Source organism: Achromobacter sp. JUb104 (assembly GCF_024806975.1).
Lineage (GTDB): Bacteria > Pseudomonadota > Gammaproteobacteria > Burkholderiales > Burkholderiaceae_B > Achromobacter > Achromobacter spanius.
In genome coordinates this window covers 1-25,632 of the sequence record NZ_JANUEY010000004.1, presented here as the reverse complement: position 1 = coordinate 25,632, position 25,632 = coordinate 1, and the positions used below count along the sequence as shown (strand labels likewise).

20 protein-coding genes are annotated in these 25,632 nt (G+C 63.4%); 6 read left to right on the top strand and 14 right to left on the bottom strand.

Features of this window, described 5'->3' with window-relative positions:
* Positions 1-14 precede the first annotated feature (14 nt).
* The 5 genes from M2361_RS26050 to M2361_RS26030 form a co-directional block, all read right to left on the bottom strand.
* Entirely contained in the window at positions 15-629 is a 615-nt protein-coding gene (locus M2361_RS26050; RefSeq protein WP_259252692.1) for an SCO family protein, read from the bottom strand.
* Between the two features lie 17 nt (positions 630-646).
* Positions 647-1,540, bottom strand: coding sequence for a heme o synthase (gene cyoE / locus M2361_RS26045; RefSeq protein WP_259252691.1), 894 nt, complete (start codon positions 1,538-1,540; stop codon positions 647-649).
* Positions 1,541-1,553: 13 nt separating this feature from the next.
* Positions 1,554-2,588 (bottom strand): heme A synthase, encoded by a 1,035-nt coding sequence (locus M2361_RS26040; protein WP_259252690.1) that lies wholly within the window; start codon positions 2,586-2,588, stop codon positions 1,554-1,556.
* Between the two features lie 144 nt (positions 2,589-2,732).
* Positions 2,733-3,314 (bottom strand): hypothetical protein, encoded by a 582-nt coding sequence (locus M2361_RS26035; protein WP_050448194.1) that lies wholly within the window; start codon positions 3,312-3,314, stop codon positions 2,733-2,735.
* 83 nt (positions 3,315-3,397) lie between these two features.
* Entirely contained in the window at positions 3,398-4,303 is a 906-nt protein-coding gene (locus tag M2361_RS26030) for an SURF1 family protein (RefSeq protein WP_259252689.1), read from the bottom strand.
* Between the two features lie 36 nt (positions 4,304-4,339).
* Between M2361_RS26030 and M2361_RS26025 the strand changes: the two genes are divergently transcribed.
* Entirely contained in the window at positions 4,340-4,540 is a 201-nt protein-coding gene (locus tag M2361_RS26025) for a twin transmembrane helix small protein (protein WP_006392373.1), read from the top strand.
* Positions 4,541-4,886: 346 nt separating this feature from the next.
* Here the strand turns inward: M2361_RS26025 and M2361_RS26020 are convergent, their stop codons facing one another.
* From M2361_RS26020 to coxB, 5 genes are all read right to left on the bottom strand, one after another.
* Positions 4,887-5,762 (bottom strand): cytochrome c oxidase subunit 3, encoded by an 876-nt coding sequence (locus M2361_RS26020; RefSeq protein WP_259252688.1) that lies wholly within the window; start codon positions 5,760-5,762, stop codon positions 4,887-4,889.
* Positions 5,763-5,800: 38 nt separating this feature from the next.
* Complete coding sequence (locus M2361_RS26015) at positions 5,801-6,025, bottom strand: DUF2970 domain-containing protein (protein ID WP_100853506.1); 225 nt, start codon at positions 6,023-6,025, stop codon at positions 5,801-5,803.
* Between the two features lie 9 nt (positions 6,026-6,034).
* Positions 6,035-6,160, bottom strand: coding sequence for a cytochrome oxidase small assembly protein (locus M2361_RS26010; RefSeq protein ID WP_230694699.1), 126 nt, complete (start codon positions 6,158-6,160; stop codon positions 6,035-6,037).
* Positions 6,161-6,190: 30 nt separating this feature from the next.
* Entirely contained in the window at positions 6,191-7,798 is a 1,608-nt protein-coding gene (ctaD, locus tag M2361_RS26005; RefSeq protein ID WP_259252687.1) for a cytochrome c oxidase subunit I, read from the bottom strand.
* Between the two features lie 102 nt (positions 7,799-7,900).
* Positions 7,901-9,058 (bottom strand): cytochrome c oxidase subunit II, encoded by a 1,158-nt coding sequence (gene coxB / locus M2361_RS26000; protein WP_100853508.1) that lies wholly within the window; start codon positions 9,056-9,058, stop codon positions 7,901-7,903.
* Between the two features lie 301 nt (positions 9,059-9,359).
* Here coxB and M2361_RS25995 point away from each other — a divergent pair, with 301 nt between their 5' ends.
* Positions 9,360-10,166, top strand: a complete 807-nt coding sequence (locus M2361_RS25995) for an NUDIX hydrolase family protein (RefSeq protein WP_259252686.1) — start codon at positions 9,360-9,362, stop codon at positions 10,164-10,166.
* A gap of 1 nt (position 10,167) precedes the next feature.
* Here M2361_RS25995 and M2361_RS25990 read toward each other — a convergent pair whose 3' ends face one another.
* Positions 10,168-12,936 carry a cation:proton antiporter gene (locus M2361_RS25990; protein ID WP_259252684.1) on the bottom strand — a complete coding sequence of 923 codons (2,769 nt, stop codon included), beginning with the start codon at positions 12,934-12,936 and terminating at the stop codon, positions 10,168-10,170.
* Positions 12,937-13,124: 188 nt separating this feature from the next.
* Here M2361_RS25990 and M2361_RS25985 point away from each other — a divergent pair, with 188 nt between their 5' ends.
* The gene (locus tag M2361_RS25985; RefSeq protein ID WP_259252683.1) at positions 13,125-13,961 is read left to right on the top strand and encodes a phosphodiesterase; all 837 of its coding nucleotides are present in this window, start codon (positions 13,125-13,127) and stop codon (positions 13,959-13,961) included.
* A gap of 302 nt (positions 13,962-14,263) precedes the next feature.
* On the opposite strand, the gene rpoH is transcribed toward M2361_RS25985, so the two are convergent.
* From rpoH to fghA, 3 genes are all read right to left on the bottom strand, one after another.
* The gene (rpoH, locus tag M2361_RS25980; protein WP_259252682.1) at positions 14,264-15,148 is read right to left on the bottom strand and encodes an RNA polymerase sigma factor RpoH; all 885 of its coding nucleotides are present in this window, start codon (positions 15,146-15,148) and stop codon (positions 14,264-14,266) included.
* Between the two features lie 152 nt (positions 15,149-15,300).
* Positions 15,301-15,990 (bottom strand): hypothetical protein, encoded by a 690-nt coding sequence (locus tag M2361_RS25975; RefSeq protein WP_259252681.1) that lies wholly within the window; start codon positions 15,988-15,990, stop codon positions 15,301-15,303.
* A gap of 98 nt (positions 15,991-16,088) precedes the next feature.
* Positions 16,089-16,955 carry an S-formylglutathione hydrolase gene (fghA, locus tag M2361_RS25970; RefSeq protein ID WP_259252680.1) on the bottom strand — a complete coding sequence of 289 codons (867 nt, stop codon included), beginning with the start codon at positions 16,953-16,955 and terminating at the stop codon, positions 16,089-16,091.
* A 230-nt stretch (positions 16,956-17,185) separates the two neighbouring features.
* On the opposite strand from fghA, the gene M2361_RS25965 reads away from it, so the two are divergent.
* From M2361_RS25965 to M2361_RS25955, 3 genes are all read left to right on the top strand, one after another.
* Positions 17,186-17,944, top strand: a complete 759-nt coding sequence (locus tag M2361_RS25965) for a hypothetical protein (protein ID WP_259252679.1) — start codon at positions 17,186-17,188, stop codon at positions 17,942-17,944.
* 355 nt (positions 17,945-18,299) lie between these two features.
* Entirely contained in the window at positions 18,300-23,039 is a 4,740-nt protein-coding gene (locus M2361_RS25960; protein ID WP_100853515.1) for a glutamate synthase-related protein, read from the top strand.
* Between the two features lie 8 nt (positions 23,040-23,047).
* The gene (locus M2361_RS25955) at positions 23,048-24,514 is read left to right on the top strand and encodes a glutamate synthase subunit beta (protein WP_259252678.1); all 1,467 of its coding nucleotides are present in this window, start codon (positions 23,048-23,050) and stop codon (positions 24,512-24,514) included.
* Positions 24,515-25,632: the final 1,118 nt, after the last annotated feature.

Sequence of the window (25,632 nt, the reverse complement as noted above, 5' to 3'; positions counted from 1 at the left end):
TACGCACTAAGCCGCTAGTCTTTCAGCAGCGCCTTGATGTCGTGCGTAAGCGCGTCCACGCCCAGCGTGTTGTTGGCCAGCACGCGCGATTCGCCCTTGCCATCCAGCAGGTAGAACGCGGCGGTGTGGTCCATGGTGTAGTTGCCGTCCTTGGTGGGCGCCTTGGCGTAATACGCCTTGAATGACGCGGCGGCCTTCTTTATCTGTTCCGGCGTGCCGGTCAGGCCCAGAAAACGCGGATCGAACGCGGTCACATACTGCTTCAACACTTCTTGCGTATCGCGCTCGGGGTCCACCGTGATCAGCAGCACCTGCACGCGGTCGGCGTCCGGGCCCAGCTTCTTCATGACTTCGGTCAGTTCCGCCAAGGACGTGGGGCACACGTCCGGGCATTGCGTGAAACCAAAGAACACCACCACAACCTTGCCGGCAAAGTCGGACAACTGGCGGGTCTTGCCGTTGGTGTCGGTCAGCTCCATGCCACGCCCCAACTGGGTGCCGCTGATGTCGCTGCCCTTGAACGTGGGTGCGCTTTCGCCGCAAGCGGCTAGGGTGGCGGTAAGGACAGTGACGGCGGCGGCTGCGGCAAGGCGCAGGCCCAGCCGGCGGCTGGCGGAAAACACGGACATCAAACAACCTCCAGGGGTCAGTGCAGCAGGGCGACCCAGTGGTCCACCAGCAGGGCGCCGAACAGCAACGCCAGGTAGAGAATGGAAAAGCGGAACATGCTGCGCGCCAGTTCGTCGCTATAGGCGCGGTACAGACGCCAGGCATAGGACAGGAACATGCCACCCAGCACCAGTGCCGACAACAGATACAGCGCACCGCTCATGCGGATGGCGTAGGGCAAGAGCGTCGTGGCCACCAGCGCCACGCTATAGAGCAGGATGTGCAGGCGAGTGAACTGGTTGCCGTGCGTGACCGGCAGCATGGGCAGGCCGGCCTTGGCGTAATCATGGTTGCGGTACAGCGCCAGCGCCCAGAAGTGCGGCGGCGTCCAGATGAAGATGATCAACACCAGCACCCAGGCCTCGGCGGGCACGGAATCCGCCACGGCGGCCCAGCCCAGCGCGGGCGGCATCGCGCCCGACAAGCCGCCGATCACGATGTTCTGCGGCGTGCGCGGCTTGAGGATGACGGTATAGATAACGGCGTAGCCCACAAACGTGGCGAAGGTCAGCCACATGGTCAGCGGGTTCACCAGCGTGTACAGCACAAACATGCCCGCGCCGCCCAACAGGCCCGACAGGCTCAGCACCTGGAAGGCCGAAATGGTGCCTCGGGCGGTGGCACGCCGCGCGGTGCGCAGCATGCGCGCGTCCACTTCCTGTTCAATCAGGCAGTTGATGGCGAAGGCGGCTGCGGCAAGCAGCCAGATGCCGATGGTGCCAAACAGCACGCGGCGCATATCGGGTACACCCGGAACGGCGAGAAACATGCCGATGACCGCGCAAAACACCGCCAACTGCGTGACGCGCGGCTTGGTGAGTACGAAGTATTGGCGGAGCAATCCGGAGGGAGGAGCGGCAAGACTGGTCATAGTGGACCCTATTTTAAACGCGCACCGAATTGGGGCCACTGCCCCCGGTCGGCGCGCTTCCCGCCGTGGACAATCGCACCATCAGCACCACGGCGGCCAAGGTCAGGCCGGCGGCGCCCCCGTTGTGCAGCACCGCGATCAAGAGCGGCCACTGGAAGAAGATGGTCGTCAGGCCGGTGAACAGTTGCGCGGCCAGCAGGGCCAGCATCAACGTTGCCGGGCCGCGCAAGCCCGGTTCGGCCCGCAGCCGCCAGGCCAAGGTTCCCAGGTACAGGAATACGACAAAGGCAAAATTGCGATGTACCCAATGGATGGCGGTCAGCGCGGGCTGCGAGATCATTTCGCCCGATGGCAGTTCACCCAGGCCTCGGATCACCGAATAGCCGCCGTGAAAGTCCATGTCGGGCACCCACTGGCCGTGGCACATGGGAAAGTCCATGCAGGCCAACGCGGCGTAGTTGGTGCTGACCCAGCCGCCCAGCGTCACCTGCACCAGCAGCAGGCCAAAGCCCACCGCCACCCAGGGCTTCCAGCGCGCCGCCGCGGCGGCAATCGCCAGGTGCGGACGTTCGCGGGCCGATAGCCACGTCATCAGCGCCAGCACCGACAGCCCGAACACCAGGTGGGCCGTCACCACGGCGGGCATCAGCTTGTGCGTGACGGTCCACGCGCCGAAGGCGCCTTGCACGCACACGGCGACGAGCGTCGTCACGGCCAGCGCGGGCGAGCGGCCCAGTTCGCGGCGATAGCGCCATGCCATGTAGACGATGCCGATGATGAGCATGCCCAGGATGGTGCCGACGTAGCGATGGATCATTTCGATCCAGGCCTTGGACATCGTCACGGGTCCGAAGGGCATAGCCTGCGACGCTTGATGGATGTCGCCCTGCGCGCCCAAGGGCGTGACGCTGCCGTAGCAGCCGGGCCAATCCGGGCATCCCAAGCCGGAATCCGTCAGGCGCACGAAGGCGCCGAACATGATCAGGTCCAGCGTCAGGAACCAGGTGAAGAAAACGAGCTTGCGATAACGCGCTTTGATGCGTTCCATATCAACCATAAAAAATGCCCCCACGCCGCACACCCTACGGGTGCTTGCTGCCCCCCGAGGGGGCCGCTTTTTTCCTTGGGGCGGCCCGGCGGAAAAAAATGCCCCCACGCTGCGCACCCTACGGGTGCTTGTCGCGGGCAAAAATTAACCAATGCGCGAGTTATAGACCAGCTTGCTGATGTCCTTGCGCACCTTCACGCCATCCGCCTGGGCAGGGTACTGCATCATCAGGTTGCCCAGCGGGTCGATCACCCAGATCGGGTCCTGCAAGCCCGGCTGCCCGGCGGCGGTGTCGCGGGCTAGAAGGTAGTGCGCGAGCTGGTCCGGGTTCACGCGCAGCATGACCGTGCCTTGATAGGCGTCCAGCACTTTCTGCGGCACTGGCGCGTCGTCGGTAATGAACCAGACGCGGGCCAGGCGGTCCACGTTCTTGCCCTGGCTGGCGTGCGTGTTGCGCGTAATGTAGAGCTTGCGAGCGCAGCTTTCCGGGCATTCCGCGCCATCGGCCGCCACCAGCAACCACTTGCCCTTCAAGCTTTGCAGGTCGAACGGCTTGCCGTCCAAGGTCGTCAGCTTCAGTTCGTTGGCGGCGGGCATGGGCCGCTGCGGCGACACCAGCGTGCCGTAATTGCTGGACTCGTCCGGCCACCATTGCGGGTTCATGTACACCACGAAGGCGGCCACGATGGGCGCCAGCGAACACAGGAACACCAGCAGCATGGGCATCAACGAGCGCTTGCGTGCGGGTGTGTGGGATGAGATGTCGCGAGCCACGTTATATCCTGGAAGAGTCATTCATTGATGCGCGCTCAGGCCCTGGGGCCTTGTCCCGCGCGCTGGCGCATGCGCTTGATGGCGCCCCCCAGCACCACCAGCCATGCGATGGCGGCAATCAAGCCGAACGCGAACCACTGGATCGCGTAAGACGTATTCTTTTGAAAATCCACGGACGGCTGGGGCCAGTCGCGCACCAGGCCGTCGCCGTCGGCCTGGCTGGGCTGAGCGGCCTGGCTGGGCTGAGCGGTCTGGCTGGGCTGAGCGTTCGGGCTGATCTGGCTGTTCGGGCTGCTTTGAGCACTCTGAGCGTTCGGGCTGGTCTGGCCGCTCTGGGCCAACACGACGGGCAGCAAGTTCAGCCCTGTCGCACGCGCATAAGCATCCAGCGGCAAGTTTTGAACCTGCGGCACCTTGCCGTCCACGACCGGCAGCGTGGCGGGCAGGGCCGATTGATCCTGCCCACCAAGCGACCACAATTCAAACATGCGCGGCACACGTTCAGCCATTTCGCCGGTGACGGTCTGCGGGCCTTGCGGCGTAGCCGGCAATGCGGGTTCGCCCTGGCCGGGCATGATCCGGGGAAGCCAGCCGCGCAGCACCAGTACGGCCTGACGCGAAGACCCATCCAGCAGCAGCGGCGTGGCCAGCCAGTAGCCCGGCCGCCCTTCGTGGTTGCGGTTGTCCAGCAGTACACTGAATTGCGGCTGCCACACGCCCGTGGCCTGAGCCACGCGCCAAGGCGTCAAGTCGTCAGAAGGGGTGGCGGGCGTCAGCATCACCGGCGCTTGCTTGCGGCCCGCTTCGATAGCGTCCAGAATGGCGCGTCGCTCATCGCTGCGACGCAACTGCCACTGCCCAAGCGACACCAGAATCACCACGGCGATGCCAAGCAGAAGTAGGGCGGTTACCGTGTAGCGTGTTGAATGCGGTCGGGCCATGTATCGTTGCTAACTCTGTTTTGTCCGGAGACCACCATGCGCGTTTTCGTCGTACTGGCCTTCATCGGAATCCTGGCCAGTCTGGCATCCGCCCTGGTTTATCTGATGCGGGACAAAGGGTCCACCAACCGCACCGTCAATGCGCTGACGGTACGCATCGGGCTATCGGTCGCCCTGTTCCTGTTCGTGCTGTTCGCCCATCACATGGGCTGGATCGAAAGCACGGGTTTGCGGTGATGGGTGTGGCGGTGACAACGTAGGATGGGTGAAGCGCGCCCGGTTCTGCTCAAGAACCCAGATATCCAACGCGCGTAACCCATCAAGCAACGCCACCCAATCACCATGCTTGGCCACACCGCAGCCTTCCGTTGGAGGGCTTGCACCGCTTCACCGCTGCTTGATGGGTTGCGCGCGATTATCGACAGGGTTCTTGCGCAGGAGTTCCCGCGCTTCACCCATCCTACGATGTCCGGCTGCTGCAACCTCGCCACGTAGGATGGGTGTAGCGCGCTTGATTCGCCGCCAATACCCCGGCACCGAACGCGCGCAACCCATCACACAACATCAGCACCATCACTCAACATCAGAACCAATACACAAACAAATACAGCCCCAGCCACACCACGTCCACAAAGTGCCAATACCAGGCCGCGCCTTCAAATCCGAAGTGATGGTCGGCGGTAAAGTGGCCCCGCATCAGGCGTATCAGGATCACCGTCAACATCGTGGCGCCCAGGATCACGTGGAACCCGTGGAACCCGGTCAGCATGTAGAACAGCGAACCGTACGCGCCCGAATTGAACTTCAGGTTCAGTTCGGTATAGGCGTGGTGGTATTCCGCGGCCTGACAGGCCACGAAGATGAAGCCCAGGATGACCGTGGCGGCCAGCCAGAACATCGTCTTGCCGCGATGATTTTCGCGCAGCGCATGGTGGGCGATGGTCAGCGTGACGCCCGAGGACAGCAGCAGCGCGGTGTTGATCGTGGGCAGCCAGAACGGGCCGACCGTCTGGAATTCCTCGACTACGCCGGCCGGTCCGAAGTTGGGCCACGCGGCCTTGAAATCGGGCCACAGCATCAGGCGGTGGTCCATGTCGCCCAGCCACGGCGTGGTGATCGTGCGCGTGTACCAAAGCGCGCCGAAGAACGCCGCGAAGAACATCACTTCCGAGAAGATGAACCAGCTCATGCCCCAACGGTAGGACCCGTCGATGCGCTTGCTGTTCAGGCCGGCTTCGGATTCCTGGATGGCGTCGCCAAACCAGTAATACAGCACCACGATCAGGCCGATGAACCCCGCCAGGACAGACCACTTGGCCCAGCCGACCCCGTTGATCCAGGCCGCGGCGCCCAGCCCCATGAACAGCAGCGCCACCGCCGTGCGTACGGGATGACCCGAGTCGGCGGGCACAAAGTAGTACGGTGCCTCTTTACCTTGAACCGAGTGGCTTGCACTCATGGCTTTCTCCCTGGTACAGATTTATAGAATTAAGTGATTCAAGTCAGGCTGGAAACGGCCCAACGCACAATTAAAACCAGCACAGTTACGAAGATTGCCGCCGCCAGCAGCCCAGCCACAATCACGTGCACCGGGTTCAGCTTGGCGATGTCTTCCTGATGGCCCGCGCCCTTGCGCACACCGAAGAACCCCCACGCCACCGCCTTCATGGTCTGAAGGAAACTCAGCTTGCGCCGGGAGGTTTCGTGCAGATCGTCGCTCATGGCCTGGGCCTAGCTGACCGCGTTGCCGGTCAGCAGGGCTGAACCGCGAAACACGGTCCAGCCAAACACGGCAATGACGAAGGCCACGAGGACCCATCCTGCAATCTTGTTACGGCGGCGCTGCTCGGGTGTCATTGCTGTGCTACCTGAAACGTGGAAGACGGTTTATTTGACTTCGGGCGGCGTTTCGAAGGTGTGGAACGGCGCGGGCGAAGGCACCGTCCATTCCAGCCCTTCGGCGCCTTCCCACGGCTTGGCGGCCGCCGGTTCGCCCTTGCCCATGTAGCAGCGCACGATCGCCCACAGGAAGATCAGCTGCGACAAGCCGAACCAGAACGCGCCAATGGTGGCCATCTGGTGGAACGTCGTGAACTGCGCGGCGTAGTCGGCGTAGCGGCGCGGCATGCCGGCCAGCCCCAGGAAGTGCATGGGGAAGAAGGTGACGTTGAACGAAATCAGCGTGGACCAGAAGTGCAGCTTGCCCAGCTTTTCGCTATACATGCGGCCCGTCCACTTCGGCACCCAGTAGTACGCGCCGGCGAACAGCGCGAACAGCGAACCCGCCACCAGCACGTAGTGGAAGTGCGCCACCACGTAATAGGTATCGTGCACCTGGATGTCGATGGGTGCCACCGACAGGATCAGACCAGTGAAGCCGCCCATGGTGAACACGAAGATGAAGCCGATCGAGAACAGCATCGGCGTTTCGAACGTCATCGAGCCGCGCCACATGGTGGCAACCCAGTTGAACACCTTCACCCCGGTCGGGATGGAGATGAGCATGGTGGCGTACATGAAGTAAAGCTGCCCGGTGACCGGCATGCCCGTCGTGAACATGTGGTGAGCCCACACAATGAACGACAGCACGGCAATCGACGCGGTGGCGTACACCATCGAGGCGTAGCCGAACAGCTTCTTGCGGGCGAACGCGGGCACGATGGCCGACACGATACCGAACGCCGGCAAGATCATGATGTAGACCTCGGGGTGCCCGAAGAACCAGAACACGTGCTGGTACAGCACCGGGTCACCGCCAGCGGCGGCGTTGAAGAAGCCCGTGCCGAAGTGGCGGTCGGTCAGCACCATGGTGATGGCGGCGGCCAGCACCGGCATCACGGCCAGCAGCAGGAAGGCGGTGATCAGCCAGGTCCAGCAGAACAGCGGCATCTTCATCAGCGTGAGGCCGGGCGCGCGCATGTTCAGGATGGTCACGATGATGTTGATCGCGCCCATGATCGAGGACGCGCCCATCAAGTGCATCGCGAAAATGCCCAGGTCCATGCCCGGACCCATCTGCAAGGACAGCGGCGCATACAGCGTCCAGCCCGCGGCGGTAGCGCCGCCCGGCACGAAGAACGATGCCGTCAGCATGATCGCGGCCACCGGCAGCAGCCAGAAGCTGAAGTTGTTCATGCGCGCGAACGCCATGTCGGACGCGCCGATCTGCATCGGGATCATCCAGTTCGCAAAGCCCACGAAGGCCGGCATGATGGCGCCGAACACCATGATGATGCCGTGCATGGTGGTGAACTGGTTGAACAGTTCGGGGCGGAAGAATTGCAGGCCCGGCTCGAACAATTCGGTACGCAGCAGCAAGGCAAGCGTGCCGCCTTCCAGCAACATGGCAAACGAGAAGATGAGATACATCGTCCCGATGTCTTTATGGTTCGTGGCGAAAAGCCAGCGGCGCCAGCCCGAGGGCATGGCGTGGTGGTGGTCATCGTGACCGTGGCCGTGGCCCGGCGACACGTGGTCTACAGTGACGCTGCTCATGATGGACTCCTTCCTGCTGAGTGCCGGCCCCGATCCACGGGACCGGCAGGGTATCTCTAACTAAACGGAACCGGTTCTATCGGTGTAGGGCGAGGGGCGCGCTTAACGCGCAGCCGCAACGTCCTTCGGTAGAACCGTCGGGTCCTGCCCCTTGCCTGCATTGCTCCAGGCATGGCGTGTATAGCTGATGACCGCTGCGATCTCGACATCATTGAGCTGCCCGCCGAATGCCGCCATGGCGGTGCCGGGCTTGCCCTTGAGCACGGTGTTGATCTGAGCCGCTTGGGGGCCCAGCACAACCTTGTCTCCGTCAAGCGGTGGGAAGCTGCCCGGAATGCCCTTGCCGTTGGCCTGGTGACAGGCCACGCAATTGGCGGCGAAGACTTTTTCGCCACGGGCAACCAGTTCGGCTTCCGTCCACTCTTTATTGGGATCGTCGGCGTTTGCCGCCATCTTCTTCTTTTGGTCTTCAACCCACTTATCGTAGTCGGCTTGCGCCAGCACTTCGACAACGATGGGCATGAAGGCGTGGTCTTTGCCACAGAGTTCCGCGCACTGGCCACGGTAGATGCCCGGGGTGTCGGCACGGAACCAGGCATCGCGCAGGAAGCCGGGGATGGCATCCTGCTTGACGCCGAAGTCGGGAATCATCCACGAGTGGATGACATCGGCCGCGGTCAATACGACACGGACCTTTTTATCCACCGGCACAACCATGTGGTTGTCCACTTCCATCAGATAGAACTCGCCCTTGGGCTCGCGGTTCTCGATCTGCGCACGGGGCGTGGACAGCGTGGACAGGAACTTGACGCCGGCGGCGGAGCCGTCGAGGTACTCGTAGCCCCACTTCCATTGATAGCCGGTGACCTTGATGGTGAGGTCGGCGCTTGAGGTGTCCTTCATGGCCACGACCGTCTTGGTGGCCGGCAACGCCATGGCAATGACGATGATGAAGGGGATGACCGTCCAGGCGACTTCCACGCCCAGATGCTCATGGAACGTCGCGGCCTTGTGCCCGCGGGACTTCCGGTGCGCCCAGATGGAATAGAACATCACCCCGAACACACCGATGAAGATCACGATACAGATCGTGAGCAACAGCCAGTGCAGCCACATGATGTCGCGCGAAATCGCGGTCACACCTTCATGCAGGTTGAGCTGATTGACCTTCGGGCCGCCGGGCATGTCTTGCACCTGAGCACCGGCCACGCTGCCAATCAGCATCGCACAAGCCCCCAGTATCCCTCTCCACTTCTTCATGCTTACCTCGAAACACGGCGCGAGGGCCCTTGTCGCCTAGTGGCACGAGTGTCACTTCAACAGGACTACGCGCAATTATTAGATGGCAGGGTTAAGCAGGGAGATAGAGCGGCCCCCGCGTTCCCACTCGAAATCACAAAGAAACTGGCGGATTATAGCGGACACGCAAATAGATGTAAGACAGGCCTCTTGAATAAAAGGGCCCCGCCCCCATCTGCGCCGGCCCCAAGCTTCAACCCTTGACGCGCGCCCCAAACCGTGTGGCATAAAATCGTCGGCAACCTCATCACGACACGCCACGATGCCCAAGCAGTTGCCCGATTTGTATGCCGACCTGTGCGCACGCGCGCAGGAACCCGCCCCCGACGGCGCGCACGCTTTATATATAGCGGGCCGCCGCTGCGGCTGGGCCACGCATGCCGCCTGCGACGCGCTGCGCGATGCGCCCGGCGTCATCTGTGACGACGCCGCGCTGCACATCGGCGCGCACCTGACACCCGGCGCGGCACTGAATGCAGTGCTGGAAAATACCGCGCAACTGTTGCGTCAAGCCAACTGCCTGCGTGGCTGGCGCGATGAACTGCTGGACGTGATGGACGGCGACGACGTGCTGGGCGTCATCGAGCGCGCGGCGGTCCGCCCCCTGGGCCTGCTGACCCACGCGGTGCACCTGAACGCCTGGACGCCGGACGGACGCATGTGGGTCGCGCGACGCGCGCTCAGCAAGTCGACGGATCCCGGTATGTGGGACACCTTGGTAGGCGGCCTGGCCGGCTGCGGCGAAGACCTTGAACTTGCGCTGGTGCGCGAATGCGGCGAGGAAGCGGGCCTGGACGCGCCCGACCTGGCCAACCGCACGCCCTTGCGCACCATCCTGCGCATTCATCGCCGGCTGCCCGAGGGCTATCAGGTGGAAGACGTGCTGACCAGCACCTGCGTGCTGGCGGCGGGCGTGCGGCCCGCCAACCGTGACGGTGAAGTCATGGAGATTGCCACCGTCGATGTCGCGACCGTGCTGCGGCAGATCGCCGAAGGCGAATTCACGCTGGAGGCGGCGCTGGTGATCGTCGAAGACATCATGCAACGCCAGGCCGCCGGCCAGATCTGAATCAACGGGGCGCCATTCCCGGCGCATCGGTCGCCGGCGCGTCCTGCATGCCGCCGGTGCCGCCGTCCAGAGGCTTGTCCCGGGTCTTGTCCTGGGTCTTGTCCTGGGTCTTGTCCTGGGTTTCTTCCCGGGATTTTTCCTGAACGTCGTCCGCGGCCTCGTCCTTGCGGGCGTCCTCCAGTTCACGTGTCACGCCCGCCGCTTCGGCCGCTTCCGCCGCCTGCGCCGGGCTGGGGGCCGAGACGGGTGCGGGCGTGGCGGCGGGCGCCGCGTGCGACGCCTGCGAGAACTGCTTCCACACTTCGATGGCGCGCAGGCGCTGCTTGGCCACCACCTGGATACGCTCGCGCAGATGCTCATCGCGCGCCAGCAGGGCATGGAAGTCGCGCGATGACAGCATCAACAGCTTGCAGTAGCCCAACGAGGTCACCTCGGGCGTAATCTGCTGTTCGCCCAACAGGCCAAGTTCGCCGAAGAATTCGCCGCTACCGAGCTCGATCAAGGTGTTGTCGGGCAGATGCACCGCCACGGCGCCCGACGCCACGAAGCACATTTCCTCGCCATGCCGCCCCTGGGTCAAGACCCGCTGATCGGGCAGCGCCAGACGCGGCTTGAGCAGTTTGCTGATGGCGCGCAGCGAATCCGGCGACAGCCCCTCGAACAGCGGCACGCGCTTGATCAGCTCGGCCGCGCTCATTTCAATATCCAGCGGCGGGTGCGCGTCGATATGCGCCCAGCGGCTCTTCAACTGCGCCATCAGGTCCGCATAGACCTCGCCGCTGATCAAAAATTGCTCAAGCATGTCGCGGTAGCGGATGCGCTCGAGTTCGCGCGCGACACGGCCCAGATAGCTTTCCTGCAGCCAGAGCGCATAGGACGGGTATTGCAGGTTCAGCGCCTGCAGGGCGTTTTCGACCAGATCCAGCCGACGCTGGTGCAAAGCCACGATGCGCTGCGTCGCCTCCTCGCCCAGCAGGGGCGTGATCTGCTCCCGGGCAAACACAATCAGCCGTTGCGCGACGGAACGCTTGCTCATCAGATTGGCGAAGCGCTGGCCCAATTCGCGCGCCAGCCAGCTTTGAAAGCCGAACACGTAATGCATGCGCAACGCCAGCCGGAAGGGGGTGGAATAGCGCACGTCCTGCACGATGGCGCGCTCGAAGCCGGGCACGCCGCCCAGGCGGATGGCGTCTTCCAGCCGCTCGGCACGCGCCAGCAGCGTCTCGGCCATGCGCCAGTCCACGATCTGCGCCTTCAGGATGTCGAAGAACATTTCCTCTTCGCGCTGCGCCACGATGGCCAGGCCCACGGCCACGCGCTGCTCGTCGCTCATCTGGCTGACCTGGCCATCGTGCACGCTGGTCAGGCTGGCGTCGAACACGGCGCGAATACGGTCGCGCACTTCGGTGCCGATGTGTTCAGTCTTGGCCACTTCATCCGTCTTGCCTTGCAGGTCTTCCAAAGCCACCGCCAGCGCCTGGTTGCGGATGGTGCGTTCCACCGAAGACAGTTGGTTCAGGCCCAGCATCCGGATCAAGGGCCGCAGGCTGATGCCATTGATGAACAGCGTCAGCAGCACATAGCTGGTGGTGGCCACCGCGATGAACTGGCGCGCCTCTTCCGGCACGCCGGTCTGCTCGGTCACGGCCAGCGCCAGCGCCAGCGACACGGCGCCGCGCAGTCCGCCCCACAGCATCACCACCTTGTACGGGTTGCTGACCTTGGTGCCCAGGCGCGTCAGCCCCAGCAGGGGCAACAGCCCGAAGACGACGATGGCGCGCGCCACCAGGGTCGCGACGAACACCACGGCCACCAACAGCAGTTCCTGCCAATCCGCGGCCGCCATCAGCTTGGGAATCAGCATTGCCGCGAACAGGAAGATCAGGGAATTGGCCCAGAAGCCGAATTGCCCCCAGGCGCTGGCCAGGTATTCGAAGGTGGTGGGCGACATGCGCGTGCGGCCGGTGGAGCCCACGACCAGACCCGCGATCACGGTGGCCACCACACCCGACACGTTCAGATAGTGTTCCGAGATAAAGAAGGACAGGTAAGCCAGCGTCAAGGTCAGCGTGATCTCGGCCGTGGGAAAACCGCGCAGCCAGGCGAACAGGAAGCAAGCCAGCCGCCCCATCGCAAAGCCCGCGATGCCGCCCCCGATGAAGTGCACGATGAAGTCGTTGAAGATGCCGCTGACGGTAAGTTCGCCGTGGCCGCTCAACACGGCCAGCAGCACCGAATACAGGGCGATGGACGCGGCGTCGTTGAACAGGCTTTCGCCTTCGACCAGCGTGGTCAGCCGCTTGGGCGCGCCCACTTCCCGAAAAATACCCACCACGGCGACCGGGTCCGTCGTCGCCACAATGGCGCCCAACAGCAGGCAGACCACCAGGCCGTAGGGCGAAATCGCGTCCAGCGTCACCCCGACCACGACGGTACACACCACCACGGCCACAATCGCCATCATCAGGATCGGCCCGATGTCGTCCATCAGGCGGCGCACGTTCATGGCCAGCGCGGTCTCGAACAACAGTACCGGCAGAAACACCATCAGGAAGGTTTCGGACGAGATCTCAAAGCGTTCCAGCGAATCGAGAAAATCGGCGATCCAACTGGGCGCCCAACCATGGACGTGGATGATGATGCCGAGCAAACACCCGACGATAGCCAGCAACACCGAATAGGGCAGCTTGAGCCGGCCGGCCAGCGGCGGCATAAAGCAGACCAGTGTGAGCAATCCGGCCAAGCCGAATACGAGAAATCCTACATCCATGGGTATTGCCACGTCCCGAGCATTGAGAGGTGCGACAAGAATAGCGGCATTTTTCAGTGAGGCAGGCCAGGAAACTGTAGGGAATCGTAGAGAATGCACGTTTCGTTACCCTAGGTGCCGCTGCTGATACGCGCCGCGCCCTGTTTTTTGGGTAATGTGCAAACGTACAAACTACGCAGGAGCGGCACTTGCCACGCGTCCACTCTCTGGCCCGCCGTCACGACGCGCCCGCCATGCTGGTCCAGTTGACCGACAGCCATTTGTTCGGCGAACCCGACACCGCGATGCTGGGCGTCAATACCGACGCGAGCCTGCGCGCGGTGCTGCGCCAGATTGAAGCCGACGGCAAACGTCCCGACCTGCTGCTGGCCACCGGCGACTTGTCGCAAGACGGCGAGGCCGCCGCCTACCGGCGCTTTGCGGCCATTCTTGGCCAAGCCGGCGTACTGTCGGGCGCGCAGATCCGATGCCTGCCCGGCAACCATGACCAACCGGCCGTGATGCGGCAAGAACTGCCGCAATGGTCTGAGCCCGTGACGGATGTGGGCGCCTGGCGCGTCGTGACGCTGGACACCACGGTGCCCGGTTCCAATGCCGGCCACTTGCCCGACAGCCAGTTGGACATGCTGGAGGCGGCGCTCGCCGCCGCGCCCGGCCGTCACACCCTGATCGCCATGCACCACAACCCCATGCAGATCGACAGCCATTGGCACGACTCGATGATGATCGACAACCCGCAGGCGCTGTTCAAGCGCCTGACGCGGTGGCCGCAGGCGCGCGTGCTGTTGTGGGGCCATGTCCATCATGAATTCGACCGCCGCCGACACAACCTGCGCATGCTGGCCACGCCATCGACCTGCTTTCAGTTCAGCATTCGCGACGGCAAGCATGTGGTCGACAACCTGGCGCCAGGCTACCGTTGGATCAAGCTCTATCAGGATGGATCAATGGCCACGGGCGTGCGCCGCGTGCAGGACGCGCTGTGGCATACGGCGCTGGCGCCGGACGACGCGCAAGCCGCATAAAAATCGGGGCACCAGATATACGAATATATGTGGTGCCCCGCAAGCATCCGTCTCATAGGGGAGGGGAAAGAGGAGAAGCCGAGACGGATGGCAAGACTGCAAACTAGCTAAAGTTCGCGGTCTACATGATTTAGGCGGCGCACTCTTTATTAAGTTTCTGCAAGAGCACGAAATTTAGCGGCGAATTTGTATCAATTTATTGGCACCCATTTTGGCAGGGAGCTCCGCAAGGAATCGTCGTGCAAAGAAAAGGGCCGCTTACGCGGCCCAGCTCAGGCATTACCAGCAAATCAGTCAACCCATCAGGAAGCCAGATTGCCGCGCATTTTCTTCAGCGCGGCGGCTTCGATCTGGCGGATGCGCTCGGCGGATACGCCGAACTCTTGCGCCAGCTCATGCAGCGTGGCGCCGCCGTCATCCTGCAGCCAGCGCGCCTCGACGATGCGGCGCGAACGGGCATCCAGCGCATCCAGCGCGCCGGTCAAGCCGGTGCTTTGAAGCTGATCGCGCGCGGCGCGTTCGAGCACCCGCGTGGGTTCCAGGCGGCCGTCGTCGGACAGGTAGGCGATGGGCGCATAGCTGTCGTCATCGTCATCCTGGTTTTCCAGCGACATGTCGCGCCCGGACATACGCACTTCCATTTCGCTGACATCTTCGCGGCGCACATTCAGTTCGCGGGCGATGTGATCGACCTGGTCGGGGTCCAGCGTTTGGCCGTCGGGGCGCATGCTGCGCAGATTGAAGAACAGCTTGCGCTGGGCCTTGGTGGTGGCCACCTTGACCAGACGCCAGTTGCGGATGATGTATTCGTGGATTTCGGCCTTGATCCAGTGCACGGCAAACGACACCAGGCGCACGCCGCGCTCCGGGTCGAAGCGCTTCACGGCTTTCATCAGGCCAACATTGCCTTCCTGGATAAGGTCGGCATGGGGCAAACCATAGCCCAGGTACTGGCGCGCAACCGACACCACCAGGCGCAGGTGCGACAGAATCAATTCGCGCGCGGCACCCAGGTCTTCCTGGTCGCGCAGGCGACGGCCCAACTCGGTTTCACGTTCTGCCGACAGAACCGGCAAGCGGTTGACCGTGGAAATATACGCGTCGATCGTGCCAAGTGCGCCCGGATTGGCAATGGCCAACGCCAGAGCGTTGCCAGACGCGGCCAACGAGGTACTGGGTTGTTTCATAGCGGGGGTCTCCGGAAAGCGAAGGGATAGCGACATGGATTCGATGTTAGCACTCTAGTAAAGGGAGTGCTAATACGACTATTGCGGCGCGTCAAAGTTTCAAGTTTGTGGCGCGTCCCTATTTTTTGATGCGCCGTTTGGGGGCAAGGGGGCTACCAGCCCAGGCGCTTCAACCCCTCTGCCGTCGCTTCGCCATCTGGGCGGATGAACAAGGCTCCGCGCGGGTCCATGAAGACCTGGTACTTCGCGCCGTCGAACATCGGCATGTAGGCGGCGCTTCCGAATTGGACATCGACGAAGGGAAACCAGTTCGGGAAAGTCTTCTTCAAGGACCCGAGATCAGGCGCCGGCCAATCGTCCAGCGCGTGGACGGAGCGCGTGGCCGAGGCTTCCCGCGCGATGTCGCTGTGGCGGCCCGACAAGCGCTCCAGGCGGTACAAGGGCGGCACACCCGCCATCAGCGCCGGCAGCTTCCAGCGCACGACCCGAGCATCGATCTGCCATTGGTCGCCATACAGCACATATTGCTTGGGGCCCGTGCCGGGCGCGGTAGTCGTCAGTTGGAACTGGCCTTCGGCCTGCTGGCGGATCTCGACCCTGGCCACGGATTCGTCCGTGGTCAGCTTGTAAAACTGCACCAGCGACAAGGCCAGCAGACCAGAAACACATCCCAGCAACACCAGCATCAGGCCGAACAGGCGGCGCACCGGGCGAAACTGGAACATCTTGCGGCCGCGTTCGTCACGCGGGCCACCGCGGCTCAGCAGCATGACGAGGCCGGGCAGCAGGACGACGACGGCGCCCAGAAGAATCCAGACGAAGGGAGCGATACCGTTGATCAAGTCAGGCGTTCCTATATAGCGCATCGCGGCTCATGGCCCGATGCGCCCAGGGCGCCGCGAGCCTGCCGCGGCAGGCTCCCCAGTATAGAAGCGGGCTTTCACCCCGCCGGTTTTCCAAGCCGCTCGACGTGAAACCGGATGTGATCTTCGATGAAGGTTGAGATGAAGTAGTAGCCGTGGTCGTAACCGGGCTGGCGGCGCAGGGTAAGCGGCTGGCCGGCGGTGGCGCAGGCAGCTTCGAACACCTCGGGATACAACTGCTCGGCCAGGAATTGGTCGGATTCGCCCTGGTCGATGAGGATGCCGTCGGGAAAAGGCTGCTTCAGCCCCTGCATCAGCGCAGCCGCGTCGTACGCGGCCCATTCGGCGGGGTTGTCGCCCAGGTAGGCGCCGAACGCTTTTTTGCCCCACGGGCACTGGCTGGGCGCGGCGATGGGCGCAAAGGCCGACACCGACCGAAATTTGCCCGGGTTGCGCAGTGCCAGCACCAACGCGCCGTGACCGCCCATGGAGTGGCCGAAGATGCCGGTGCGCGACGCATCGCCCGGCAACGTGTCGCCCGTGACGATGGCGTGCAGTTCTTCGGTCACGTAGCTATACATGCGGTAGTGGTCGCGCCAAGCCGGCGTGATGGCATCCACATAGAAGCCCGCGCCGGTACCCAGGTCCCAGCTTTCGTCTTCGCCAGGCACGTTGGCGCCGCGCGGGCTGGTGTCCGGCGTCACCAGCATGACGCCCAGTTCCGCCGCCAGTCGCTGCGCGCCGGCCTTGATCATGAAGGTCTCTTCGGTGCAGGTCAGGCCTGCCAGAAAGAACAGCACGGGCACGGGGCCTTGCTCGGCCTGGGGCGGCACGAAGACCGAAAAACGCATGGGCAGGCCGATCTGGGCGGACTCATGGCGGTAGTAGCGCTGCGTACCGCCAAAGCAGCGATGCTGGGAAATGAGTTCCAGGGCCACGGGCATGGACGTTCTCCGGTCGGGGGGATGAAAAATTCGTCGACGGGTTAGGGTATATCCACGGTACGACGTTCCGTCGCCGAATGTTAACCTGCCCTGCATACAGGCCGGACGACAAAAAAAGCGATTCCGTGCCCATATTGTGATCGCGGTACTTGACCAGCGCCCATCGTGGCACTATTTATATACCGTGAGCGAAGACAACCCGTTCTTCCAGATACGCAAGCCCTGACACTATGGCCCGTCTGCCCCGCCTGTACGCCCCTGGGCTGCCCCAACTGGTGCAGGCCAACTTCATTTCGCCGCTGGCCGCGCCGTCTCAACCCGCGCCCGCCGACATCCTGAACCAACTCGCCACCTGGCTGGGCGAATCCGCTCAACGCCATCGGGTGTCGGTGCACGGCTGGCTGTTGGCCAACGACCGCATCCTGCTGTTGGCCACGCCCGCCGACGAAGAAGGCTTGCCTCGGTTGATGCAGACGCTGGGCCGCAATCTGGCCGCCCGCCTGCGCGGTGGCCGGGTCTTCGCGGGGCGCTACCGATCCGCCTTGCTGGAACCGGGCGCGTGGGTGCTGCCGGCGCTGGTCTGGCTGGAAACGTATCCCGTGCGCAGCGGCGCATCGCAAGACCCTGATTCATGGCCCTGGTCTTCGGCGGCCAGCCACACCGGCAACACCACCGCCGCGCCTGTGCAATGGCAGTCGGACCACGCCGATTACTGGGCTTGCGGCAACACGCCGTTCGACCGCCAGGCCAATTACCGCAAACGCTTGCAAGACGGCTTGTCGCGGGAAGAATCCCAACGCATTGATCAAGCCGTATCCGGCCAGTGGGCATTGGGCGGACCCAGCTTCATTGCCAGCCTGGCACATACCGCCAGTCGGCGCGTGGCTCCCGGCCAGCGCGGCCGGCCGCGCAAGAAACCCGCCGCCGCGACAGAATCGGATTCGCCCGCGCCGCCAGCGCCGGGCAACAACCCTCCGGCAACTTCCTGAATTTCCCGACCCGCTGCCTGGCGGGTTTTTTATTTGGTCCCTTGGAGGGCCGAGCTCGTGCGGCTGTGCATTTTTCGCCACACGCGATGGGCACAACGACGCATCAATAAATAGGGACGCATTAATCAAAATAGATCGATTTTGGTGCAGGCTCGGATCTGCTTGCGCACACCCCTGCGCACCGGCCCAATAACGGCGCGGACGTTGTTATGTCCCCATATTAATGCACTATGACGGCGCACCGGTATAAATAGGGTCATACCCCTTTTGTTTTTATTGCACCCTACCCCCGGTGGGGGTATTGTCCGTCTCCTGCACTGCAACATTACGACGCAGGCTCACTGCGGAGCGCGCCATGCCCCAAATTACCCCGATCGAATCCTGTCCCACGCCCAAGGCCACCCCTATCGATGCGTCCCGTATCGGTATGCCCGCGGCCCAGGGTCTGTACCACCCCAAGAACGAGCATGACGCCTGCGGCGTTGGATTCGTTGCGCACATCAAGGGCAAGAAAAGCCACGCGATCATCCAGCAAGGCCTGAAGATCCTTGAAAACCTGGACCACCGCGGCGCGGTTGGCGCGGACAAGCTGATGGGCGACGGCGCGGGCATCCTGATCCAGATTCCCGACACGCTCTATCGCGACGAGCTCAGCCAGCAAGGCATCATCCTGCCGCCTCCGGGCGAATACGGCGTGGCCATGGTGTTCCTGCCCAAGGAAACCGCCTCGCGCCTGGCTTGCGAACAAGAGCTTGAACGCTCGGTGCGCGCCGAAGGCCAGGTCGTGCTGGGCTGGCGCAATGTGCCGGTGGACGTCGACATGCCCATGTCGCCTACCGTGCGCGATTGCGAACCCGTCATCCGCCAGTTGTTCATCGGCCGTGGCGCCGACGTGATGGTGCCGGACGCGCTGGAACGCAAGCTGTACGTCATCCGCAAGACCGCCAGCCACGCCATCCAGGCCATGCATCTGGCCCACGGCAAGGAATACTTCGTGCCGTCGGCATCGGTGCGCACCGTGGTCTACAAGGGCCTGCTGCTGGCCGACCAGGTTGGCCGCTATTACCGCGACCTGGCCGACACCCGCACGGTGTCCGCCCTGGCGCTGGTGCACCAACGCTTCTCGACCAACACGTTCCCCGCCTGGCCGCTGGCCCACCCGTACCGCATGATTGCCCACAACGGCGAAATCAACACGGTCAAGGGCAACTTCAACTGGCTGCGCGCCCGCGAAGGCATGATGCAGTCGGCCGTGCTGGGCGACGACCTGAAGAAGCTGTACCCCATCGTCTACGAAGGCCAGTCGGACACCGCTACGTTCGACAACTGCCTGGAACTCCTGGTGAATTCGGGCTACTCGCTAGCCCACGCCATGATGATGATGATCCCGGAAGCCTGGGAACAGCACACGCAGATGGACGAGTCGCGCCGCGCGTTCTACGAATACCACGCCGCCATGATGGAGCCGTGGGACGGCCCCGCCGCCGTCGCGTTCACCGATGGCCGCCAGATCGGCGCCACGCTGGACCGCAACGGCCTGCGCCCCGCCCGCTACCTGGTCACCGATGACGACATGGTCATCCTGGCGTCCGAAGCCGGCACGCTGTCTATTCCGGAAAACCGCATCGTCAAGAAGTGGCGCCTGCAGCCGGGCAAGATGTTCCTGATCGACCTGGAACAGGGCCGCATCATCGACGACGCCGAAATCAAGCTGCAACTGGCCAACAGCCGCCCGTACCGCCAATGGATCGAGCGCCTGCAGATCAAGCTGGAATCGCTGCCCGCGCCGCGCCAGACCGCCGTTGCCACGCAGTCGGCCGTGTCACTGCTGGACCGCCAGCAAGCCTTCGGCTGGACCCAGGAAGACTACAAGTTCATCCTGGAACCCATGGCGTCGACCGGTGAGGAAGTGATCGGCTCGATGGGCAACGACGCCCCGCTGGCCGTGCTGTCCGACCGCGCCAAGCCGTTCTACAACTATTTCCGCCAGTTGTTCGCGCAGGTCACGAACCCGCCCATCGACCCCATCCGCGAACAGTTGGTGATGTCCTTGGTGTCGTTCATCGGCCCCAAGCCCAACCTGCTGGACATCAACAACGTCAATCCGCCGCTGCGCCTGGAAGTGTCCCAGCCGGTGCTGGACTTCGCCGCCATGGCGCAGATCCGCGACATCGAACAGGTCACGGGCAAGAAATTCCGCAGCTTCGAGCTCGACATCACGTACCCCGCCGCCTGGGGCTCCGAGGGCATTGAAGCCCGCGTGGCCGCGCTGTGCGCGCGCGCCGTCGATGCGGTGCAAAGCGGCTACAACATCCTGATCGTGTCGGACCGCCTGGTCGACAGCGAGCGCGTGGCCATCCCCGCGCTGCTGGCAACGTCCGCCGTGCACCAACACCTGATCCGCGCCGGCCTGCGCACCAACACCGGCCTGGTCGTGGAAACCGGTTCGGCGCGTGAAGTGCACCACTTCGCGCTGCTGGGCGGCTACGGCGCCGAAGCCATCCACCCCTACCTGGCGCTGGAATCGCTGGGCAAGATGAATGACCCCGAAAAGGCGGTCAAGAACTTCATCAAGGCCATCGGCAAGGGCTTGAACAAGGTCATGTCCAAGATGGGCATTTCGACCTATATGTCCTACACCGGCGCGCAGATCTTCGAAGCCGTGGGCCTGCAAAGCAAGCTGGTGGACAAGTACTTCACCGGCACCTCGTCCAACATCGAAGGCATCGGTATTTTCCAGGTGGCCGAAGAAGCGCTGCGCCAGCATCGCGCTGCTTTCAGCACCGACCCGGTGCTGGCCAACGACCTGGACGCGGGTGGCGAATACGCCTACCGCGTGCGCGGCGAAGAGCACATGTGGACGCCGGATTCCATCGCCAAGCTGCAGCACGCCTCGCGCGCCAACAACTACCGCACGTACAAGGAATACGCGCAGATCATCAACGACCAAAGCCGTCGTCACATGACCTTGCGCGGCCTGTTCGAGTTCCGCTTCGACCCCACGCGCGCCATTCCGCTGGATGACGTGGAATCGGCCAAGGACATCGTCAAGCGCTTTGCCACCGGCGCCATGTCGCTGGGTTCGATCTCGACCGAAGCGCACTCGGTGCTGGCCGTGGCCATGAACCGTATCGGCGGCAAGTCCAACACCGGCGAAGGCGGCGAAGACGAACTGCGCTACCGCGCCGAAATGCGCGAAGGCAAGAGCACCATCAAGGACGGCGACACGCTGGCCTCGTTGCTCGGTTCCGACCGTATCGAAGCCGACGTTGCGCTGAAGAAGGGCGACTCGCTGCGTTCGAAGATCAAGCAGGTGGCGTCGGGCCGTTTCGGCGTGACCGCCGAATACCTGTCGTCCGCCGACCAGATCCAGATCAAGATGGCCCAGGGCGCCAAGCCCGGCGAAGGCGGCCAATTGCCCGGCCACAAGGTGTCGGAATACATCGCCAAGCTGCGCTATTCCGTGCCGGGCGTGGGCTTGATTTCGCCCCCGCCGCACCACGACATCTATTCCATTGAAGACCTGGCCCAACTGATCCACGATCTGAAGAACGTGAATTCCAAGGCCTCGGTGTCGGTCAAGCTGGTGTCCGAAGTGGGTGTGGGCACGGTGGCCGCCGGTGTCGCCAAGGCCAAGGCCGATCACGTTGTGATCGCCGGCCATGACGGCGGCACGGGCGCGTCCCCGGTGTCGTCCATCAAGCACGTGGGCACGCCGTGGGAACTGGGCCTGGCCGAAACGCAGCAGACGCTGGTCTTGAACCGCCTGCGCAGCCGCATCCGCGTGCAGGCCGACGGCCAGATGAAGACCGGCCGCGACGTCGTCATTGGCGCGCTGCTGGGCGCTGATGAATTCGGTTTCGCCACGGCGCCGCTGGTGGTGGAAGGCTGCATCATGATGCGCAAGTGCCACCTGAACACCTGCCCGGTGGGCGTGGCCACGCAAGACCCCGTCCTGCGCAAGAAATTCCAGGGCAAGCCGGAACACGTCGTGAACTTCTTCTTCTTCATCGCCGAAGAAGTGCGCGAGATCATGGCGCAGTTGGGCATCCGCAAGTTCGACGACCTGATCGGCCGCGCCGATCTGCTGGACATGCGTTCGGGCGTGGAACACTGGAAGGCGCAAGGCCTGGACTTCGCCCGCGTGTTCCATCAAACGCAGTCGGATGCCGACGTGCGCCAGACCGAAGAGCAGGACCACGGCCTGGCCAACGCGCTGGACCACCAGTTGATCGACCGCAGCCGCCCCGCGCTTGAGCGTGGCGAGAAGGTGTCGTTCATCGTGCCGGTGCGCAACCGCAACCGCACGATCGGCGCCATGCTGTCGGGCGCCGTGGCCTCGCGCTACGGCCACGACGGCCTGCCGGACGACACCATCCACATCCAGTGCAACGGCACCGCCGGCCAAAGCTTCGGCGCGTTCCTGGCGCACGGTATCACGATGGACCTGGTGGGCGAGGGCAACGACTACGTCGGCAAGGGCTTGTCGGGCGGCCGCATCATCGTGCGCTCGCCCAACGACTTCCGCGGCTTCGGCCCCGACCACATCATTGCCGGCAATACCGTGCTGTACGGCGCGTTGGCGGGCGAGGCGTTCTTCAACGGCGTGGCCGGCGAACGTTTCGCGGTGCGTAACTCGGGCGCGGCCACGGTTGTGGAAGGCACGGGCGACCACGGCTGCGAATACATGACGGGCGGCACGGTCGTGGTGCTGGGCGCCACGGGCCGTAACTTCGCGGCCGGCATGTCGGGCGGCGTGGCCTACGTGTGGGACCCGGAACGCACGCTCAAGCACCGCGTGAACCTGTCCATGGTGGAACTGGAAAGCGTGGCGCCGCATGCGGAACAGCAGGCGCTGAACAACATCGACATCTGGCACAGCGCGCAGCGCGGTGGCGAACGCGAGACGGATGAAACCATCTTGCGCCGCCTGGTGGAAGACCACTTCCGCTACACCGGCAGCTACCGCGCCCGCGAAATCCTGGGCGACTGGGAAGCCTCGCGCGGCAAATTCGTAAAGGTCATGCCGACGGACTACCGTCGCGCATTGGGTGAAATGTGGCGTGCGGCCAATCAGCAACAATTGGCTGCGTGAGGAATACCATGGGAAAGATTACTGGCTTTATGGAATTTCAGCGTCTGCAGGAGGCCTCCGAGGCCCCGCAGAAGCGGCTGAAGAACTGGCGCGAATTCGTGCTGCACCTGACCGATGACCAGGCCAAGCAGCAAGCCGCGCGCTGCATGGACTGCGGCATCCCGTTCTGCAACAACGGCTGCCCGGTCAACAACATCATCCCGGACTGGAACGACCTGGTGTACAAGCAGGACTGGCGCCGCGCGCTGGACGTGCTGCACTCCACCAACAACTTCCCCGAGTTCACCGGCCGCATCTGCCCGGCGCCGTGTGAAGCCGCCTGTACCTTGAACATCAACAGCGACGCCGTGGGCATCAAGTCCATCGAACACGCGATCATCGACAAGGGCTGGGAAGAAGGCTGGGTGGCGCCGCAAGTGCCGGCCCGCAAGACGGGCAAGAAGGTCGCCGTGGTGGGCTCCGGCCCCGCCGGCATGGCGTGCGCGCAGCAACTGGCGCGCGCCGGCCACTCGGTGACGCTGTTCGAAAAGAGCGACCGCATCGGCGGCCTGCTGCGCTACGGCATCCCCGACTTCAAGCTGGAGAAGCACCAGATCGACCGCCGCATCTCGCAGATGGAAGCGGAAGGCGTGGAGTTCGCGCCGTCCACCTACATCGGCAATCCGAAAGACCCCGTGGCCGACGGCCTGACGGTGCGCACGCCGGAATCGCTGAAGGCGGAATTCGACGCGATCGTCATGACGGGCGGTTCGGAAACGCCGCGCGACCTGCCGGTTCCGGGCCGTGAATTGTCGGGCGTGTATTTCGCCATGGACTTCCTGCGCCAGCAGAACAAGGCCGTGGCGGGTGACCGCTTGAGCAACCAGACGCTGGCCAAGGGCAAGCACGTGGTCGTGATCGGCGGCGGCGATACGGGTTCGGACTGCGTGGGCACCAGCAACCGCCATGGCGCGGCCTCGGTCACGCAATTCGAGCTGATGCCGCAGCCGCCCGAATCCGAAAACAAGACCATGACGTGGCCGTACTGGCCGCTGAAGATGCGCACGTCGTCCTCGCACGAAGAAGGCTGCGATCGCGACTGGTCCGTGACCACCAAGCTGCTCAAGGGCAGCAACGGCAAGGTCGAAAAGCTGGTCGGCGCGCGCGTCGAATGGTTCAAGGACGACGCCACCGGCCAGATGAAGATGCGCGAAGTCGAGGGCTCGGAGTTCGAGATCAAGGCTGACCTGGTGCTGCTGGCCATGGGCTTTGTGTCGCCGGTGCAGACCGTGCTGGAGTCCTTCGGCGTGGATCGCGACGGGCGCGGCAACGTGCGCGCCAACACCGACGACTACCGCACCAACGTGGAAAAAGTCTTCGCGGCGGGCGACATGCGCCGTGGCCAATCGCTGGTGGTCTGGGCCATCCGCGAAGGCCGCCAATGCGCGCGCTCGGTGGATGAATTCCTGATGGGCAGCAGCGAACTGCCGCGCTGATCCTCAGGCTCTGCAACACCCATTCGCCGCCTTCGCGCCGTAGCGCCAAGGCGGCGAATGCTATTTGGAAGCCGGGCCGCCGGACCGTGTTGCACCGCTGAACGTAGGATGGGTGAAGCGCGGGTGAAACGATAGAAGAACGCTGCCGTTTAACGCGCGCAACCCATCATGCAGCGCTCGCTATGTGGCTGCTCTTCAAAAGAATCCGGCGTTGCTTGATGGGTTTCGCGCGATCTGCTTCGGCGTTCTTTTATCGTTTCATTCGCGCTCCACCCATCCTACGGTGCGTCGCAAAGCTTCTGTTGCCGCGCCACGGCCCGCATCTTTTCACGCGTCAATCTGGGCAGCGCCCAGGCGCTGAACGTAGGATGGGTGAAGCGCGGGTGAAACGATAGAAGAACGCTGCCATCCAACGCGCGCAACCCATCATGCAGCGCTCGCCATGTGGCTGCTCTTCAGAAGAACTCGGCGTTGCTTGATGGGTTTCGCGCGATCTACGTTCGCGTTCTTTTTTTGAATCTCTCGCGCTACACCCATCCTACGGTGCGTCGCAAAGCTTTCTGTTGCCGCGCCACGGCCCGCATCTTTTCACGCGTCAACCTGGGCAGCGCCCAGGCGCTGAACGTAGGATGGGTGAAGCGCGGGTGAAACGATAAAAGAACGCTGCCGTTTGACGCGCGCAACCCATCATGCAGCGCTCGCCATGTGGCTGCTCTTCAGAAGAACCCGGCGTTGCTTGATGGGTTTCGCGCGATCTACATTGGCGTTCTTTTTTTGAATCTCTCGCGCTACACCCATCCTACGGTGCGTCGCAAAGCTTCTGTTGCCGCGCCACGGTCCGCATCTTTTCACGCGTCAATCTGAGCAGCGCCCAGGCGCTGAACGTAGGATGGGTGAAGCGCGGGTGAAACGATAGAAGAACGCTGCCGTTTAACGCGCGCAACCCATCATGCAGTGGTTGCTATGTGGCTGCTCTTCAAAAGAATCCGGCGTTGCTTGATGGGTTTCGCGCGATCTACGTTCGCGTTCTTTTTTTGAATCTCTCGCGCTACACCCATCCTACGGTGCGTCGCAAAGCTTTCTGTTGCCGCGCCACGGCCCGCATCTTTTCACGCGTC

What these genes read in the sequence shown, in the direction of transcription:
- M2361_RS26050 (WP_259252692.1), bottom strand. Translation starts at nt 629, where the DNA reads ATGTCCGTGTTTTCCGCCAGCCGCCGGCTGGGCCTGCGCCTTGCCGCA.
- cyoE (WP_259252691.1), bottom strand. Translation starts at nt 1,540, where the DNA reads ATGACCAGTCTTGCCGCTCCTCCCTCCGGATTGCTCCGCCAATACTTC.
- M2361_RS26040 (WP_259252690.1), bottom strand. Translation starts at nt 2,588, where the DNA reads ATGGAACGCATCAAAGCGCGTTATCGCAAGCTCGTTTTCTTCACCTGG.
- M2361_RS26035 (WP_050448194.1), bottom strand. Translation starts at nt 3,314, where the DNA reads ATGCCCATGCTGCTGGTGTTCCTGTGTTCGCTGGCGCCCATCGTGGCC.
- M2361_RS26030 (WP_259252689.1), bottom strand. Translation starts at nt 4,303, where the DNA reads ATGGCCCGACCGCATTCAACACGCTACACGGTAACCGCCCTACTTCTG.
- M2361_RS26025 (WP_006392373.1), top strand. Translation starts at nt 4,340, where the DNA reads ATGCGCGTTTTCGTCGTACTGGCCTTCATCGGAATCCTGGCCAGTCTG.
- M2361_RS26020 (WP_259252688.1), bottom strand. Translation starts at nt 5,762, where the DNA reads ATGAGTGCAAGCCACTCGGTTCAAGGTAAAGAGGCACCGTACTACTTT.
- M2361_RS26015 (WP_100853506.1), bottom strand. Translation starts at nt 6,025, where the DNA reads ATGAGCGACGATCTGCACGAAACCTCCCGGCGCAAGCTGAGTTTCCTT.
- M2361_RS26010 (WP_230694699.1), bottom strand. Translation starts at nt 6,160, where the DNA reads ATGACACCCGAGCAGCGCCGCCGTAACAAGATTGCAGGATGGGTCCTC.
- ctaD (WP_259252687.1), bottom strand. Translation starts at nt 7,798, where the DNA reads ATGAGCAGCGTCACTGTAGACCACGTGTCGCCGGGCCACGGCCACGGT.
- coxB (WP_100853508.1), bottom strand. Translation starts at nt 9,058, where the DNA reads ATGAAGAAGTGGAGAGGGATACTGGGGGCTTGTGCGATGCTGATTGGC.
- M2361_RS25995 (WP_259252686.1), top strand. Translation starts at nt 9,360, where the DNA reads ATGCCCAAGCAGTTGCCCGATTTGTATGCCGACCTGTGCGCACGCGCG.
- M2361_RS25990 (WP_259252684.1), bottom strand. Translation starts at nt 12,936, where the DNA reads ATGGATGTAGGATTTCTCGTATTCGGCTTGGCCGGATTGCTCACACTG.
- rpoH (WP_259252682.1), bottom strand. Translation starts at nt 15,148, where the DNA reads ATGAAACAACCCAGTACCTCGTTGGCCGCGTCTGGCAACGCTCTGGCG.
- fghA (WP_259252680.1), bottom strand. Translation starts at nt 16,955, where the DNA reads ATGCCCGTGGCCCTGGAACTCATTTCCCAGCATCGCTGCTTTGGCGGT.
- M2361_RS25965 (WP_259252679.1), top strand. Translation starts at nt 17,186, where the DNA reads ATGGCCCGTCTGCCCCGCCTGTACGCCCCTGGGCTGCCCCAACTGGTG.
- M2361_RS25960 (WP_100853515.1), top strand. Translation starts at nt 18,300, where the DNA reads ATGCCCCAAATTACCCCGATCGAATCCTGTCCCACGCCCAAGGCCACC.
- M2361_RS25955 (WP_259252678.1), top strand. Translation starts at nt 23,048, where the DNA reads ATGGGAAAGATTACTGGCTTTATGGAATTTCAGCGTCTGCAGGAGGCC.